This window comes from Halobaculum sp. EA56 (assembly GCF_051195075.1).
Taxonomy (GTDB): domain Archaea; phylum Halobacteriota; class Halobacteria; order Halobacteriales; family Haloferacaceae; genus Halobaculum.
This window is the reverse complement of the sequence record NZ_JBNTJX010000001.1, coordinates 385,508-400,522: the sequence shown is the minus strand read 5'-3', so window position 1 is coordinate 400,522 and position 15,015 is coordinate 385,508. Positions and strand designations below refer to the sequence as shown.

18 protein-coding genes and 1 tRNA gene are annotated in these 15,015 nt (G+C 74.1%); 13 read left to right on the top strand and 6 right to left on the bottom strand.

All coding sequences use genetic code 11. From position 1 onward, the window contains the following. Positions 1–48: 48 nt before the first annotated feature. The 3 genes from ACQUQ1_RS02130 to ACQUQ1_RS02120 form a co-directional block, all read right to left on the bottom strand. Positions 49–411: a DUF7522 family protein gene (locus ACQUQ1_RS02130; protein ID WP_435062602.1), complete on the bottom strand. Its 363-nt coding sequence runs from the start codon at positions 409–411 to the stop codon at positions 49–51. An 81-nt stretch (positions 412–492) separates the two neighbouring features. Next, positions 493–870, bottom strand: a complete 378-nt coding sequence (locus ACQUQ1_RS02125) for a hypothetical protein (RefSeq protein ID WP_435062601.1) — start codon at positions 868–870, stop codon at positions 493–495. Continuing rightward, positions 860–1,900, bottom strand: a complete 1,041-nt coding sequence (locus ACQUQ1_RS02120; protein ID WP_435062600.1) for a zinc-binding dehydrogenase — start codon at positions 1,898–1,900, stop codon at positions 860–862. Before ACQUQ1_RS02120 ends, ACQUQ1_RS02125 begins: the two co-directional genes overlap by 11 nt. 144 nt (positions 1,901–2,044) lie before the next feature. Here ACQUQ1_RS02120 and ACQUQ1_RS02115 point away from each other — a divergent pair, with 144 nt between their 5' ends. From ACQUQ1_RS02115 to ACQUQ1_RS02055, 13 genes are all read left to right on the top strand, one after another. After that, positions 2,045–2,446: a hypothetical protein gene (locus tag ACQUQ1_RS02115; protein WP_435062599.1), complete on the top strand. Its 402-nt coding sequence runs from the start codon at positions 2,045–2,047 to the stop codon at positions 2,444–2,446. Continuing rightward, positions 2,443–2,859, top strand: coding sequence for a DUF2178 domain-containing protein (locus ACQUQ1_RS02110; protein ID WP_435062598.1), 417 nt, complete (start codon positions 2,443–2,445; stop codon positions 2,857–2,859). Before ACQUQ1_RS02115 ends, ACQUQ1_RS02110 begins: the two co-directional genes overlap by 4 nt. After that, positions 2,856–3,056, top strand: coding sequence for a helix-turn-helix transcriptional regulator (locus ACQUQ1_RS02105; RefSeq protein WP_435062597.1), 201 nt, complete (start codon positions 2,856–2,858; stop codon positions 3,054–3,056). The genes ACQUQ1_RS02110 and ACQUQ1_RS02105 overlap by 4 nt, the downstream gene beginning before the upstream one ends. 89 nt (positions 3,057–3,145) lie before the next feature. Next, entirely contained in the window at positions 3,146–3,622 is a 477-nt protein-coding gene (locus ACQUQ1_RS02100) for a hypothetical protein (RefSeq protein WP_435062596.1), read from the top strand. A 26-nt stretch (positions 3,623–3,648) separates the two neighbouring features. After that, positions 3,649–4,272: a MogA/MoaB family molybdenum cofactor biosynthesis protein gene (locus ACQUQ1_RS02095; RefSeq protein WP_435062595.1), complete on the top strand. Its 624-nt coding sequence runs from the start codon at positions 3,649–3,651 to the stop codon at positions 4,270–4,272. Between the two features lie 540 nt (positions 4,273–4,812). Continuing rightward, positions 4,813–5,715: a helix-turn-helix transcriptional regulator gene (locus ACQUQ1_RS02090; RefSeq protein ID WP_435062594.1), complete on the top strand. Its 903-nt coding sequence runs from the start codon at positions 4,813–4,815 to the stop codon at positions 5,713–5,715. A gap of 140 nt (positions 5,716–5,855) precedes the next feature. Continuing rightward, positions 5,856–6,434, top strand: a complete 579-nt coding sequence (cmk, locus tag ACQUQ1_RS02085) for a (d)CMP kinase (RefSeq protein WP_435062593.1) — start codon at positions 5,856–5,858, stop codon at positions 6,432–6,434. 8 nt (positions 6,435–6,442) lie between these two features. Beyond that, positions 6,443–7,342, top strand: a complete 900-nt coding sequence (locus ACQUQ1_RS02080) for an RNA-guided pseudouridylation complex pseudouridine synthase subunit Cbf5 (protein WP_435062592.1) — start codon at positions 6,443–6,445, stop codon at positions 7,340–7,342. A 100-nt stretch (positions 7,343–7,442) separates the two neighbouring features. After that, positions 7,443–8,579 (top strand): succinylglutamate desuccinylase/aspartoacylase family protein, encoded by a 1,137-nt coding sequence (locus tag ACQUQ1_RS02075; RefSeq protein ID WP_435062591.1) that lies wholly within the window; start codon positions 7,443–7,445, stop codon positions 8,577–8,579. A 68-nt stretch (positions 8,580–8,647) separates the two neighbouring features. Continuing rightward, positions 8,648–8,992 (top strand): hypothetical protein, encoded by a 345-nt coding sequence (locus tag ACQUQ1_RS02070; RefSeq protein ID WP_435062590.1) that lies wholly within the window; start codon positions 8,648–8,650, stop codon positions 8,990–8,992. A gap of 77 nt (positions 8,993–9,069) precedes the next feature. Then, a tRNA-Pro gene (locus ACQUQ1_RS02065) sits at positions 9,070–9,140 on the top strand. Between the two features lie 159 nt (positions 9,141–9,299). Then, a complete protein-coding gene (locus tag ACQUQ1_RS02060; RefSeq protein WP_435062589.1) occupies positions 9,300–9,674 on the top strand; it encodes a CBS domain-containing protein in 375 nt (124 codons plus the stop codon). A 62-nt stretch (positions 9,675–9,736) separates the two neighbouring features. Further along, complete coding sequence (locus tag ACQUQ1_RS02055; RefSeq protein WP_435062588.1) at positions 9,737–11,008, top strand: lycopene cyclase domain-containing protein; 1,272 nt, start codon at positions 9,737–9,739, stop codon at positions 11,006–11,008. Positions 11,009–11,052: 44 nt separating this feature from the next. On the opposite strand, the gene ACQUQ1_RS02050 is transcribed toward ACQUQ1_RS02055, so the two are convergent. The 3 genes from ACQUQ1_RS02050 to ACQUQ1_RS02040 form a co-directional block, all read right to left on the bottom strand. Then, on the bottom strand, positions 11,053–11,913 hold the full coding sequence (locus ACQUQ1_RS02050) for a class I SAM-dependent methyltransferase (RefSeq protein ID WP_435062587.1): 861 nt from the start codon (positions 11,911–11,913) through the stop codon (positions 11,053–11,055). Positions 11,914–12,022: 109 nt separating this feature from the next. Beyond that, entirely contained in the window at positions 12,023–13,807 is a 1,785-nt protein-coding gene (gene ilvD, locus ACQUQ1_RS02045; RefSeq protein WP_435062586.1) for a dihydroxy-acid dehydratase, read from the bottom strand. Positions 13,808–14,006: 199 nt separating this feature from the next. Next, positions 14,007–14,906: an alpha/beta fold hydrolase gene (locus ACQUQ1_RS02040; RefSeq protein WP_435062585.1), complete on the bottom strand. Its 900-nt coding sequence runs from the start codon at positions 14,904–14,906 to the stop codon at positions 14,007–14,009. Positions 14,907–15,015 lie beyond the last annotated feature (109 nt).

The following is a 15,015-nucleotide window of genomic DNA, read 5'->3' as shown; positions in this document are numbered from 1 at the left end:
TCGGGTACCCGTACGCGCCCGGCCGTCAAAACGTCCCGGCCGGCGCGGTCACTCGCGGACGGCCAGACAGCGGTCGACCACCGCGCGGATCGAGCCGTCGAGGTCGCGGTCGACGCTCGCGAGGACGCCCTCCCCGTCGCCGGTGGGAACCTCGACGACGAGCGCCCGCTCGAACTGCCTGACGGTCGCCTCGAACGCGCCGGCCGTCGAGAAGAGCCGCTCGTAGTAGTCGCGTTCGAGCGTGTCGAGGACGGCCGCCTCGCGGATCGCGTCGAGGTCGTCCCCGTCGAGGGCGGTCTCGACGTCCTCGCGGAGGTACCGGACGCGGTACCCCTCGTGGTCGTACGTCCCCACGGCGCGGAGCGCGTCGGCCGTCTCCTCGCGGAGGTCGGCGACGAGCGCGTCGTCCATCGGTTCGCTACGACAGGATCGCTCGCTAAAAGTATGTCGACCCGAGGTGCCCGGCCGCCCGGGAGGGCCGGGCTCCCGGTCTCACTCCCGGCCGACGGCGAGGCTCCACACGGCCGTCACACCCAGCAGCAGCGCCGGGAGGAACGGCAACACGAGCATCGCCGCCAGGAAGCCGAAGCCGAGCTCCCCCGGCGCGGTCGGGCGCAGGTAGATGGCGCCCGGGATCACGAGGAACGCGAGGACGACGACGCCGACGAGCACCCATCCGGCTCGGCCGAGACCCTCGTCGGCCGCCGGCTCGTCACCGCGGGAGTCGGTCGCCCCGTCGTCGGCCGCGCCGGCGACGCGCTCGTAGCCGTCGCCGGTGTTGACGACCCGCGTTCGGTCCGCGGTGTCGCCGCCGGGAGTCCCGTCCGCGTCGACGCCGTCGGCGTTCGCGCCCGATCCCTCAGAGCTCACTGTCGGGTCTAACCACCACCTTGCCAAAGCCTTCCCGGTCCTCTATCATCTCGTGTGCGCGCGCCGCCTCGCTCATCGGGAGCGTCTCGCGGATCCGCGGCTCGAAGGTGCCGTCCCACACGAGCTCGAGCACGTCGTCCACCTCGCCCGGCGTCGCCATCGTCGAGCCGATCACCTTCAGCTGGTTCCAGAAGATGCGGTTGATGTCGGTTTCGGGTCGCCCGCCGGTGGTCGCGCCGCAGGTGACGACCCGGCCGCCCTTCGCGAGGCTCTTGAGCGAGTCGTGCCACGTCGCCGCGCCGATGTGGTCGACCACCATGTCGACGCCGCGGCGGCCGGTGTGCTCTCTGATCTCGTCGGCGAAGTCGGTCTCCTCGTAGTTGATGACGTGGTCGGCGCCGCACTCCTCGGCGTACCTGAGCTTCTCCTCGCTGGAGGCGGTCGCGTACACCTCCGCGCCCACGTGGTCCGCGATCTGGACGGCCGCGTGGCCGACGCCGCCGGAGGCGCCGAGCACGAGGACGGACTCGCTCGGTCCCAGCTCCCCCTGCGTGAGCAGCATCCGCCAGGCCGTCTGGAACACCAGCGACGCGGAGCCGGCGACCTCCCAGTCGACGTGGTCGGGGACGGGGACGAGGTTGTCCTGCGGGACCGCCGCCAGCTCCGAGTGGACGCCGCGCTGGTGCTCGCCGATGATCGAGAAGCGCACGCACTGGGACTCCTCGCCGTGTCGGCAGAACTCACACTCCCCGCAGGAGACGCCCGCCGAGACGGCGACGTGGTCGCCCTCCTCGAACCGGGTGACGCCCTCGCCGACGTCGCGGACGACGCCCGCGGCGTCGGATCCCGGAATGTGCGGCATCTCGAGGTCGATGCCCGGCAGTCCCTTGCGCGTCCAGATGTCGAGGTGGTTGAGCGCCCCGGCCTTCACGTCCACGAGCACCTCTCCCCGGCCCGGCTCCGGGTCCGGGAACTCGCCGTAGTCGATCACGTCGCGGTCGCCGTGCTCCGAGAACTGGACTGCCTTCATGCGTGTTCCCACCTGCCACGCCGGGGGAGTAAACGCTTCCCCACGCGGCGAAGTGGCCGGGGGAGCGGGGGCGCCGGTAGATTTATTATCGGGTGTAAAGTACGCTTTACTGTAAAGCGAGCTTTACAGCTCGCGGCCCGACCCATGACGACGACACACGCTACCCACGACAGCCCCGAACGGAGCCGCCTCGCGTACGTCGCGCTGTGGGCGGCGGCGACGCTCGCGTACGTCGGCCTGCTGGTCCTCGACCTCCGGATCGCCGCGGTCGGCGCGTTCGCCGCCCTGGCCGTCGCCGCGGTTGGATACCGCCGCGTCGCCGGCGTCCGCTTCGACGAGCGGGACACGGACGTGCTCGCGACCGCCTCCGGCTACGCGGTCCGGGTGCTCGGCCTGACCTCGGCGGTCGTGTTCCCGGCCCTCGTGCTCGCCAGCGGTCTCGGCTACTACACCTGGGACGCGTTCGCCGCCGGCGCGGCGACGACGGTCGCGGCGTTCTTCCTGGTGTGGGTCGCCGCGATCGCGGTCGTCCGGAGGCGACGATGACCGGCTCCGGCACCGCGACCGCGCCGACGGTGTCGAGGCGGCGTCGCTACCGCCTGCTGATGGCCGGGACGCTGCTCGGCGGCGTCGCCGCCGGGCTCGCGCTGCGGTCCCTCGACTACCACGTCGCCGGCGAGGCGGTGTACTGGCTCGGCGTCCTCGGGTTCCTGGCGGTCTGGCGGTTCAGCCCGGTGACGCTGTTCGACGAGCGCGACGAGGCGCTCGAACGCCACGCGAGCGCGCTCACGCTCGGCGTCTTCGCCGTGATCCTGCCGGTCGGCGCGTCGGCCGCCCGCCTCGCGACGCGGCTCGGCCGCTACGACGTGCCCGAGCTGGTCTGGGGGGCGCTGTACGGCTACGTCGGGCTGTTCGTCGTGTTCGCGCTCGCGTACGGCTGGCTCAGGCGGACCCGATGAACAACGACGTTCGCGCCCGCCGGGAGGAGCGCGGCCTGAGCCAGGCCGGCCTCGCCGAGGAGGTGGGCGTCACCCGCCAGACGATCAACAGCATCGAGCGCGGTCGGTACGACCCCTCGCTGGAGCTCGCGTTCGCGCTCGCGGACTTCTTCGACTGCCGGATCGAGGACCTGTTCCACCCGGACGCCGAGGGGTAGGTGCGGCCGGGGAGCCGGGGCCGAGGCGACCCGCCGCGGGACCCGTCCGCGACCACAAGAGCCATGCCCCGAAGCATCGAACGGCCGTCATGAACCGGTCCGGCGTCCTCGCCGCCCTCCGCGTCCTGACCGTCGCCGCCGGTCTCGCCGGCCACGCGGCCGTCGCGGCGTTCGTCCTCGGCCTCCAGCCGCCGCCGGAGGCCGGCGACGGCGTCCCCGCGGGGTTCGCCTTCGCGTTCGCCCTGCTCGGCACGGCCGTCGCCGGCGTCGTCACCGTCGTCGGCTACGGCCTCCCGCCCGGCGAGGGGCGGCTCAGGGTCGGCCCGCTCGCCGACCGATCGAACACGTACCGGCTCCTCGCGGGCGGCGCGGCCTCGGCGGTCGTCGGCCTCGCGCTCGCGCTGGGTGTGGCCTTCCTCACCTCGGGGATGGTCTCCGTCGCGGTCTGGGTCGCCGGCGTCGGCCTGCTCGTCGGCGGGCTGGTCGGCCTCGCGCTCGCCGGCCTCGCCGTGGCGGTTCGCCTCGTCGCCGACGAGGTCCGGGACGCGTCGGGTGCCCGGGGTTGAAGCGCCCGCGGGCGAAAGCAGGGCGTATGAGCGACGGTACGGATCACGACGACGGACACGGGCACGACGACCACGGCCACGGCGGAGATGACGGCGACCACTCCCACGACGGTCACGGCGGTCACGACCACGGTGGCCACGACCACTCCCACGACGACCACCACGCGCACGACCTCGACACGCTCGGGTACGCGGTCGTGACGGTCTCCTCCTCGCGGGGTCACGAGGACGACACCGCGGGCGACGCCATCGAGTCGGCCGTCGAGGCCGCCGGCGACGAGGTGGTCGTCCGCGAGGTCGTCGCCGACGACTTCGACGGCGTCCAGGGCACCGTCGACCGCCTCGTCGACCGCGAGGACGTGGACTGCGTCGTGACAACCGGCGGCACGGGCGTGACGCCCGACGACGTGACCGTCGAGGCGGTGACGCCGCTGTTCGACAAGGAGCTTCCCGGCTTCGGGGAGCTGTTCCGGTCGCTGAGCCGCGAGGAGATCGGGACGATGGTCGTCGGCACGCGCGCGACCGCGGGGGTCGCCGGCGGCGTCCCGGTGTTCTGTCTCCCGGGGAGCGAGAACGCCGCGCGCCTCGGGAGCGAGGAGATCGTCGTCGAGGAGGCGGGGCACCTCGCGGGGCTAGCGAGACGCGAGTAGCGAGGCCGACCGGAGGGAGGCCTCGGCGCGAACGGCGAACGCAGTGAGCCGTGAGCAGAGCAGCGCGACCGAACGAGCGTCTCGGACGAGCGGCGGCGAGCTTGCGGGCGAGCCGCCCAGAAATTGCGGGGCGAGAGTGAGGGCGAAGCCCGAACGAGCGTCCCGGCGGGCCGGCGGATCGGTCCCGTGCTGCTCCGCTCACAGAGACAGCGCGGCATGAGTAGCGAGGACGAGCGGTGCGAAGCCGGCCGACTGGCGGCCTCGATGTGAACGGGTGCCGGAGCGCGCCGCGAGCGGAGCGACCGGAGCGGGACGGTCGTGGTCGGCGGCGGGAGAGTCCGAAGAGGGGCCGACGCCGGGCGGGAGTCCGAGTTCGCGGGCGTCGACGGTCGGTGGAGGGCCGTCGTCGGGGGACGGCAGGGGGGCATCCCGACGTATCGCCGTCGCCCTCATCACTCCACCGACCGGGAACCTTCCCGCGCCGCGGTGACGCGCCCGCGAGCGGAAGCTAAATGGTCGACCCGACAGCACGTTCGGGCGATGGGAACCGAGGATCCCGCGGCGGTCGCGGACGTGCTGGCGAAGCGGCGCGACCTGCTCGCGGCGCTGCGTGACGGGCCGGCGCGCAAGCGCGCGCTCGTCGAGCGCCTCGACATCCCGCGGACGACGCTCGACCGCGGGGTCAGGGAGCTCACGGACGCCGGCCTGGTCGAGCGCGTCGACGGCGGACTGCGGGCGACCGGGGTCGGCCGCGAGGCGCTGGCCGCCCACGACGAGTACCACGGGCGGCTGGACGGCGTCCTGCGGGCCCGACCGCTGTTCGAGCCGCTGGACCCGGACGCGCCGCTCGACCGCCGGTTCCTCGCCGGCGCCGAGATCAGCCGGCCGGACCCGAGCGCGCCCGACCGCGTCGTCGACCGGCTGTTCGAGTCGGTCCGCGACGCCGGGACCGTTCGGGGGATCGCGCCGGTCGCGCTGGCCGGTCACCTGGAGACGTTCGACCGCGCGGCGACCGCCGGCGGCGCGGTGCCGGAGCTTGTGGTCACCCCGGACGTGTTCGACCACCTCGTGGAGGTGCGCGGCAGGCGCCTCCGCGAGTCGGTCGCCGCCGGCGACACGGCGGTCTACCGGGCCCGCGTCGACGTGCCGTTCGGGGTGTGGATCGCCGAGGGCGGCGCGGAGGACGGCGGGGCCGCTGACGGCGGCGACGGGGCGGGCGGCAGCGACCGGGCGGGCGGCGGCGACGGTACGGACGCGGAGGCGGGCGTGGTCGTCTACACGGAGACGGGCGTCGGCGGCGTCGCCGTCAACGACACCGCCCGGGCGGTGTCGTGGGCCCGCGAGCGCTACGCCGAGGCGCGCCGGGGCGCCGAGCGGATCACCGCCGACGCGGTCGACGAACACCTCGGGGGCGACAGGGGCGACGGGGGGGCCGGCGAGTAGGTCGTCCCGGCGACGGCGCCACGACGGGCCGTCGCGACGACCCGCCGAGGGCGACGCCGCGCCGCCGCCGGACCGCGTCACGCCGGCGCACACGCCGGCGACATGGACGCCTTTTTGAGCGCGAGCGGCCGAGTAGGGATATGTTGATAACGGTCTCCGGCCCGCCGGGCAGCGGGAAGAGCACCACCGCCGCCGCGCTCGCGGAGGCGTTCGACCTGGAGCACGTCTCCGGCGGCGACATCTTCCGGGAGCTGGCCGCCGAGCGCGACATGACCCCCGTCGAGTTCAACGAGCTCGCCGAGGAGGACGACCAGATCGACCGCGACCTCGACCGGCGCCTGCGCACGGTCGCCGTCGAGCGCGACGACGTGCTGCTGGAGTCGCGCCTCGCCGGGTGGCTCGCAGGCGACCACGCCGACCTCCGCATCTGGCTGGACGCGCCGCTCGCCGTCCGCTGCGAGCGCATCGCCGAGCGCGAGGACAAGCCAGTCGAGCAGGTGCGCGAGGAGACCGAGCGCCGCGAGGCCAGCGAGGCCAAGCGCTACGAGGGGTACTACGACATCGACATCGCGGACCTCACCATCTACGACATCTCCTACAACACCGCGCGGTGGTCGCCCGAGGGCGTGCTGGGAATGCTCACGACCGCCATCGACTCCTACGACCCCGACACCGACGAGGGGAAGGCGCCCGTCACGGGCGTCTCCTACGACTTCTGAGCGAACCCATGCGCCCGGCACCCGACGACCGGACAGTCGAGGACCTGGCCGCCTTCGGCGTCGTCAACCTCGACAAGCCCGCGGGCCCCTCCGCCCACCAGGTGGCCGCGTGGGTCCGCGACGTCCTCGGGGTCGACCGGGCGGCGCACGCGGGCACGCTCGACCCGAAGGTGACCGGCTGTCTCCCGACGCTCACCGGCGACGCGACCCGCCTCGCGCCGGTGTTCCTCGAGGGCGCCAAGGAGTACGTCGCCGTCCTCGAACTCCACGCCCCCGCCCCGACCGACCTCGACCGCGTCGTCGCCGAGTTCGAGGGCGACCTGTACCAGAAGCCGCCCCGCAAGTCCGCGGTGAAGCGTCGCCTGCGCACCCGGGAGGTGTACGACCTGGACGTGCTCGACCGGACCGAACGACAGGTGCTCCTCCGGATCCGGTGCGAGTCGGGCACGTACGTCCGGAAGCTGTGTCACGACGTCGGCCTCGCGCTCGGGACCGGCGGGCACATGGGCCACCTCCGGCGCACGGCGACGGACCCGTTCGACGACCGCGACCTCCGTACCCTGCACGACCTCGTCGACGGCGTCGCGTTCGCGGAGGGACGGGACACCGACGACGGCGGCCCGGACGAGTCGCTGCTCCGGGAGGTGCTCCGCCCGGCCGAGGAGGCGATGACCGGCCTGCCGTCGCTCACGATCGCCCCCTCCGCGGCCCGCGAGGTGGCGAACGGCGCCCCGGTGTACGCGCCGGGGGTCGTCGCGCGCGGGCAGGTCGGCGCCGGCGACCCCGCCGAGGGCGACCTGCTGGCGTGTTACACGCCGAACGGCGCGGCCGTCTGCCTCGGTCGGCTCGTCGGCGACCCGGAGGCGGCGTCCGGCGAGGTCGTCTCGCTGGAGCGCGTGCTGGTCTGAGCGGCGGACGGTCGTCCGCGCCGGCCGCCGGGGGGTCGGCCCCCGGCGCGCCGACTGCCGGTGCTCGTGGGTTTTTTCGCCCGGCCGCACAGGGGCGCGCATGGACGAACCCGACGGGACCGACGGAGCAGACGGGAGCCACGGGACGCTGACGGTCGGCACCGCGAGCGCGGCGCCCGGCGAGCGCGCGAACGGGTGGATCGAGGCGACGGGGCTCCCGACGGGCGGGAGCGAGCGCCTCCCGGTGACCGTGGCGAACGGCGCCGACGACGGGCCGACGCTGTGGGTGACCGGCGGCGTCCACGGCGACGAGGCGACCGGCGTCGCCGTCGCGCAGGACGTCGCCGCCGTCGCGGCCGACGTCCGTGCCGACCTCGCGGGCGCGGTCGTGGTCGTCCCCGTGGTCAACCCCGCGGGCCTGCGACGCGGCGAGCGCACCTCCTACTACGGCGACGACGACCCGAACCGGTACTTCCCGGACACGGAGCGGGAGTCGTCGCGCCCGCCCGAGACGCAGGAGCGCATCGACTCCAGGCTGTTCGAGGCCCTCGAGTCGTCCGCGGACCTGCTCGTCGACTGCCACACCGCGCAGGTCGGCTCGATGCCGTTCACGATCCGCGACCGCGTGCTGTACGGCGAGGAGCGGAGCGAGGGGGAGGCGGAGGACCTGGCCGCCGACCTCGACCGCCTGGCCGGGGCGCTCGGGCTGCCCGTGCTCACGGAGTACCCCGCCGAGGAGTACACCGAGCAGTCGCTCCAGCGCTCGACCGCCGGCGCGGCGCTCAACACGGCGGGGATCCCCGCGGTCACGGCCGAGCTGGGCGGCCACAGCGTCGTCGAGGAGGACGCCCGCCGCGCCGGCGTCGCGGGCGTCGTCGGCGCCGCCGTCGAGTTCGGCCTGCTCGACGCGCCGCCCGAGGGCGTCGACGAGGCGGGCGCGAGCGCTCCGGACGCGCCGGTCGAGTACCCGGTCCGACGCTTCGTGGGCCCGCGGGCCGAGTCCGCGGGGTTGGTCCGCCACCGCGTCGCCGTCGGCGAGGCCGTCGAGGCCGGCGAGGCCGTCGCCGAGGTGGTGACCCCCCACGGCGAGGTGGTCGAGACGGTCGAGTCGGACCACGACGGGTACCTGATCGGCCGCGCCGAGGGGCTGGCCGTCTACGAGGGCGGCGCCGTCGCGAGCATGGCCGTCCGCGACGACGGCGACCTGGTGGTGCCGCGCGAGCCGGACGGGGAGTGAGCCGGGGCGGTGCCGCCACAAGGGCTATCGGCGACGGGGGAGTAACGTCGACACGAGGTGTCCCCGACGTGACCGACTCCGACCGCGACCTCGCGCCCCTCGCCGGCGCGCTCGCCCTCCGGTCCGCGCTCGCCACCTGGACGAAGCGGTTCGTCGGCGCCGTCGTCGCGCTGGCGCCGCCGGCGGCGTTCGCCTGGTACGTCGTCGCCGTGGGCCCGCCGTTGCACGCGTTCGACGGCTTCCTGGCCGGGATCGTGTCGCTGCTCGCGACCGCCGCGGTCGTCGTCGCCGGCGCGCTCGCGTGGTTCCTGCTCGTGGCGCGACTGGCCCGCGCGGTCCCGCGGATCGGCGGCGGCGACGACCACGACGCCGAGGAGGAGACGGTGTGGCTGCCGCCGCGCCGCGGGACGTGACCGCACCGCGATCGCGTGGCGACACCGGGTCGGCGAAACGAAGCGCTTAACCCCGACGCTCGTTTTCCTCCGAGTGCGGGACCGTAGGGTAGTGGTATCCTCTGCGGATGGGGTCCGTAGGACCTGAGTTCGAATCTCGGCGGTCCCACTCCTCTTTCGACGCCTTCCGTCCGGAGCCGCGGCCGTCGGCGACGGTCGGCGGCACCGATGCGGAGACGCGTTTGAGGCCGTCGTCCGTCGCGAGCGTCGCCCGTCCCGACCCGTCGCGGGGGAAAACACCATACCGTCCCCCGCCGACCACTCCGGTATGAGTTCCACCGACAGGGCCACCGTCGCGGACGTGATGTCGACGCCGCTCGAGACCATCTCCAAGGACGCGACCGTCCGGGAGGCGGCCCGGCGGATGCGCGACGGGGAGATCAGCGCGCTCGTCGTGACGACCACCCCCCGGGCCATCGTCTCCAGCACGGACGTGCTCGACGCCGTCGCCGACGGCCGGGACGTCTCCGAGCTCCGGGTCGCCGACGTGATGACGACCGACGTCGAGACCGTCACGCCGGACCTCTACATGGAGGAGGTCGCCCAGATGATGACCACCTACGGGATCAAACACCTCCCGGTCGTCGACGACGACTACGTCGGGATGATCTCCTCGACGGACGTGACCGCGTACCTCTCGTAACGCGGAACCCGGCGCCCGGCACCGACGCGCGGGTTTAACAGTGCTCCCGCCTAGCACGCCACATGGCCATCGCCCGCCACGGGCGCGGCCCGGCGGCCGTCGCGCGCGCCTACGCCTCGCAGGTCCACCCCGTGTTCATGCTTCCGCCGGTGGCGACGGCGCTGTTCGGGGCGGCGCTGTCGGGCCGGTTCGCCCCCGCCGTCGCGCTCGTGTACGCCGGGGCGGCCTTCTTCGCCGTCTACACCGCCCACGTGAAGGACGGCTACGTCGACTTCCACCGCCGCGGCGAGGACGACGACCACCCGATGACCGAGCGCGGATGCCGCCTCGGCCTCCTCGGGTCCACCCTCGGCTTCCTCGCGTGCCTCGGCGCCCTGGTCGCGGTCGCGACGCCGCTCGCGGTCGCGCTGGCGGCGCCGATGTGGGCGATCGGCTACCTCCACGCCCCGCAGTTCGACACCAACCCCGTGACGACGACGCTGGGGTACCCGGTCGGCATCGCGCTGTGTCTGCTCGGCGGCTACGCGGCCCAGACGGGGACGCTCGCGCTCGCGCCCCTCGCGCTCTCGGCCGTCTTCGTCGTCACGCTCGCGGGCGTGAAGGTGATCGACGACGCCCAGGACTACGGGTACGACCGCTCGATCGGCAAGCGGACCGTCGCGGTCGCGCTCGGCCGCCGCCGCGCCCGGCGCCTCGCTATCGCGGCGCTCGCGGCGGGCCTGTTCGCGGTCGTCCCGCTGTCGGTCACGGGCGTGCTCCCGCCGAGCGCGCCCGCCGCGAGCCTCGCGTTCGGCGCCGTCGCCGCCGTCGCCGCACGCAAGGACGACACGACCGCGACGATGCTGCTCGTGCGCGGGGCGTACCTCTTCCTCGCGGGCCTGCTCGTCGCCGTCTCCTTCCGGCCGCTCGCGGGCGTCCCGCTCCCCGACATCACGGTCCTGGGCCCGTACACCTACCTCGCGACCGAGGTCGCGTTCGGCGCCGTCGCGCTGGCGCTGCTCGTCCGCGCGGGGCCGGCGGCGCTCCGCCGGGCCGCCGTCACCGTCGCCGCGGTGTACCCGGTCGCGTACGTCTGGGACTGGTACACCCTGGAGGTGGGCGTGTTCTCGATCCCGATGCGCACGGGGATCGAGGTGCTCGGGATACCCGTGGAGGAACACCTGTTCATGCTCGTCGTGCCGGCGCTGGTGCTCGGCGTACACGAGACGCTGCACGCGCGGACGGGGGAGCCGAACGCGGACGGCGGCGCGGGGACGGACGCCGACAGCGGCGCGGGGACGGACGCCGACAGCGGCGCGGGGACGGACGCGGCCCCCGACGCGACCGACCGGTGAGGCGGGGCGGTCCGTCGGAACGCGCGGACGCGGGCGCCGCCGTCTCACTCGCCGGCGACCGACCCCCGCCGCGTCCCCCGCACCGTCACCAGCAGCGGGAGGTCGTGGTCCGGGAACCGCCAGCGGCCCTCGTCGTCCTCGACCATCGACTCGGCGCGTTCCAGCGGCGAGAAGGGGTGTTCGTGGACGAACCGGAGGTCGATCCCGGCGTCGACGAGCGCCGTCAGGACCTCCCCCAGCCCGTGGGTCCACTTGTGGGTGTCGCCGTCGGTCACCGGCTCGTCCGTCGAGAAGTACGGGCGCTCGACCGAGATGCCGCCGTCGCCGGCGCGCAGGTCGTCCGAGAGGGCGGTCGCGATCGGGTGGTGCTCCGCGAGGTAGACCGTCCCACCCGGCGCCAGCGACGCGGCGACGACCTCGGCCCAGCGGTCCAGGTCGGGCAGCCAGCACAGCACGCCGAAGGTGCTGACGACGGTGTCGTACCCGCGGTCCGGCGGGTCGGGGAGCGCCCCGGGGAGGTCGTACACGTTCGCGCGGACGAACGTCGCGTCGTCGGCGAGGCCGGCCGCCGCCGCGAGCTCGCGGGCTACCCGGACGCTCTCGCCGGAGATGTCCACGCCGGTCACCGTCGCCCCCATTCGCGCCCACGACAGCGTCCGGGTGCCGATCGAGCACTGCAGGTCCAGCAGGCGGTCGCCGGCCACGTCGCCCGCCTCCCGGCGCTGGACCGGGAGCAGCGCCGACTCGCCGGCGAGGAACGCCTCGATCTCGGCGGTGCCGTCGTCGACCGACACCGGCTCGACCATCCGCTCCCAGTGCTCGCGGTTCGCCTCGAACCGCGCCGAAAGGTCAGGGTTCGGGTCCGGGGCGCCGTCGTCATCGATCCCGGGTTCGCCGTCGTCCATGGGCCGCGGTGTCGCCGGCGCGGCACTTGGCCGTTCCGCGAACGTCATTTCTGTCCGTATGTCGATATACCGATCGTGCCCGGGCGAGACGTCGGGACGGAACGCCGACTCAGTCCCGCTTCGCCTTCGGGTTCGTGACGGCGCCGTTGGCGGCGCTGCCGAAGTCGCGGGCGTACTTCGCGAGGATCCCGCCCGCGTAGGCCGGGTCCGGGCGCTCGTACTCGTCGGCGCGGCGCGCCAGTTCCTCGTCGCTCACGTCCACCGAGAGGTCACGTTCGGGGATGTCCACCGTCACCGTGTCGCCGTCCTCGACGAGGCCGATCGGGCCGCCCTCGACGGCCTCGGGGGCGACGTGGCCGACCATCGGCCCGCGCGTCGCGCCCGAGAAGCGGCCGTCGGTGAGGAGGGCCACGTCGTCCTCGTGGCCCGCCCCGACGACGGCGGCGGTGACGCCGAGCATCTCGCGCATCCCCGGGCCGCCGCGGGGTCCCTCGTTGCGGATGACGAGTACGTCGCCGGATTCGATGTCGCCGGACTGGACGTACTCCATGGCGTCCTCCTCGGCCTCGAACACGCGGGCGGGGCCCTCGTGGTGGAACGCGTCGTCGCCGGTCACCTTCAGCACCGCGCCGTCCGGCGCGAGGTTCCCCGTCAGGATCTTGATCGCCCCCTCCTCCTGGTACGGGTCGTCGACGGTGTAGAGGAAGTCCGCCTCGATCTCGTCGTCCGCGGGGAGGCGGCCCTCTGCCTCCAGGTGGTCGATCTCCTCGGCGATCGTCCGCCCGGTCACCGTCATCGCGTCGCCGTGCATGTACCCGCCCTCGACCAGGCGGCGGATCACCACCGGGACGCCGCCCACTTCGTCGAGGTCCTGCATGACGCGGGTGCCGCCGGGCTGGAGGTTCGCGATCTTCGGGGTGCGCCGGGAGATCTCGTCGAACTCGGTGATTTCCAGTTCGATGTCGGCCTCGGCCGCCAGCGCGAGCAGGTGGAGCACGGCGTTGGTCGACCCGCCCATCGCCACCTGCACCGCGATGGCGTTCTCGAACGACTCCTTCGTGACGATGTCGGAGGGGCGACGGTCCTCGCGGACGCACTCCAGGGCGAGCTCGCCCGCCCGCCGCGCGGTGTCGTACCGCTCGGGCGACTCGGCCATCGGGGACGCCGAGCCCAGCGGCGCCATCCCGAGCGCCTCCGAGATGCTCGCCATCGTGTTCGCCGTGAACATCCCGCCGCACGACCCCGCGCCGGGGCAGGCGTGGCGCTCCATCTCGTCCAGTTCCTCTGCGCTCATCTCCCCCTCGGCGTACGTGCCCACGCCCTCGAAGACGTTCTGGACCGTGATGTCGCGGCCCTCGTGCTCGCCGGGCCTGATCGACCCGCCGTACAGGAACACGGAGGGGAGGTCCGTCCGGATGGACGCCATCAGCATCCCGGGGAGGTTCTTGTCGCAGCCCGCGACCGTGACCAGCGCGTCCATGCGCTCGCCGAAGGAGACGAGCTCGACGGAGTCGGCGATCACCTCCCGCGAGATGAGGCTCGCCTTCATCCCCTCGGTCCCCATCGAGATGGCGTCGGAGATGGTGACGGTCCCGAACTCGATGGGCATCCCCTCGGCGTCCTCGATGCCCTCGCGGGCGGCGTCGGCCACGTCGTCGAGGTGGACGTTGCACGGCGTGATGTCGGCGGCGGGGTTCGGGATGCCGACCATCGGGGACGACAGGTCCCGATCGTCGTACCCCATCGCCCGGAACATCGCCCGGTGCGGGGCGCGCTCGGCGCCCGCGGTCACCTCGCGGCTCCGGAGGGACTCGTCCTTCTCGCCCGCGAACGCGTCGGCGTCGTCGCCGGCGCCCGCCTCGCGGCCGCGGTCGCGGCGCTGTTGCTCGCTCATACCTCGGAGTCGGTGCCCGCCCCCATAAACTGCCGCACACGAACAGATGTTGCTGTCGGCCCCGAACGTGATCGGACCCCGGCGGCCGCGGAGCGACGACGGCCCCCGGCGGCGACGACCTCGAACCGCGGCGGCGACGGGAGCCCCGGGGGACGAGGGCCCGGCGATGCGGCCGCGACCGCGCCCGCCCGAGCGCGACTCAGCCGTCGCCGGCGCCGTCGGCCGCGGACGGTTCGGAGCCGCCTGCGCCCCCGTCCGCGGTCGCGTCCGACCGCTCGCCGTCGGGGAACGCGCGGGCGAGGAGCCCGCGAACGCGCTCGGTGACGAACGCGGGCTCGTCGAGGTTCGCGGCGTGTCCCGCGCCGGGGACGGCCGCGACCTCGGCGCCCGGGATCAGCGCCCCGAGCGCCGCCGACTGCCGGCGGACGAACCCCGCGTCGTGCTCGCCGTACAGCACGAGCGTCGGCGCCGCGATCGACGCGAGGTCGACGCGCGTCCGGTCGAACGACGCCAGCGCGCGGATCACCTTCGCGAACTCCGCGGTCGACATGAGCGGTCCCGTCTCGCGGATCGCCTCGATCCGGCCGTAGTCGCCGGCGACGCCCTCGCCCGAGATCCGCCGCTGGAGCCACACCATCGCGCGCTCGACGCGGGGGTAGCCGAGGACGCGGACGAACGGGATCGTGAGGCGGAGGGCCCGCCGCTGGACCCGCTCGCCGAGCGTGAGCGGCGTCGGCCCGAACGTGTCCGCGAGCACGAGCCCCGAGCAGCGGTCGGGGTACCGCGCGGCGTACGTCATCGCGATACAGCCCCCCAGCGACAGCCCGCAGATCGTCGGACGGTCGAGGTCGAGCGCGTCGACCAGCGCCGCCAGATCCTCGGCGAACAGGTCGACCGAGTAGGCGCCGCGGTCGGAGCCGCCGGTGCGGCCGTGGCCGCGCACGTCGTACGCGACGACGGTGTAGTCGTCGGCGAGGGCGTCGAACTGCGGCGCCCACTGGCTGTGGTCGACGATCGCCCCGTGGACGAACACCACGGGCGGGCCGTCGCCGCGGCGCTCGTAGTACGTCTCGACGTCGTTCGTGGCGACGGTGGGCATACCCCGACCTACGCGCTCGGCGGGGATAACCGTCGCTCGGTTTCCGGCGTCGCGCGAAGGAGAAACCCGCGGTCGGGGTCGGGGTCGGTCGGCGTTCGACTCAGTTCCG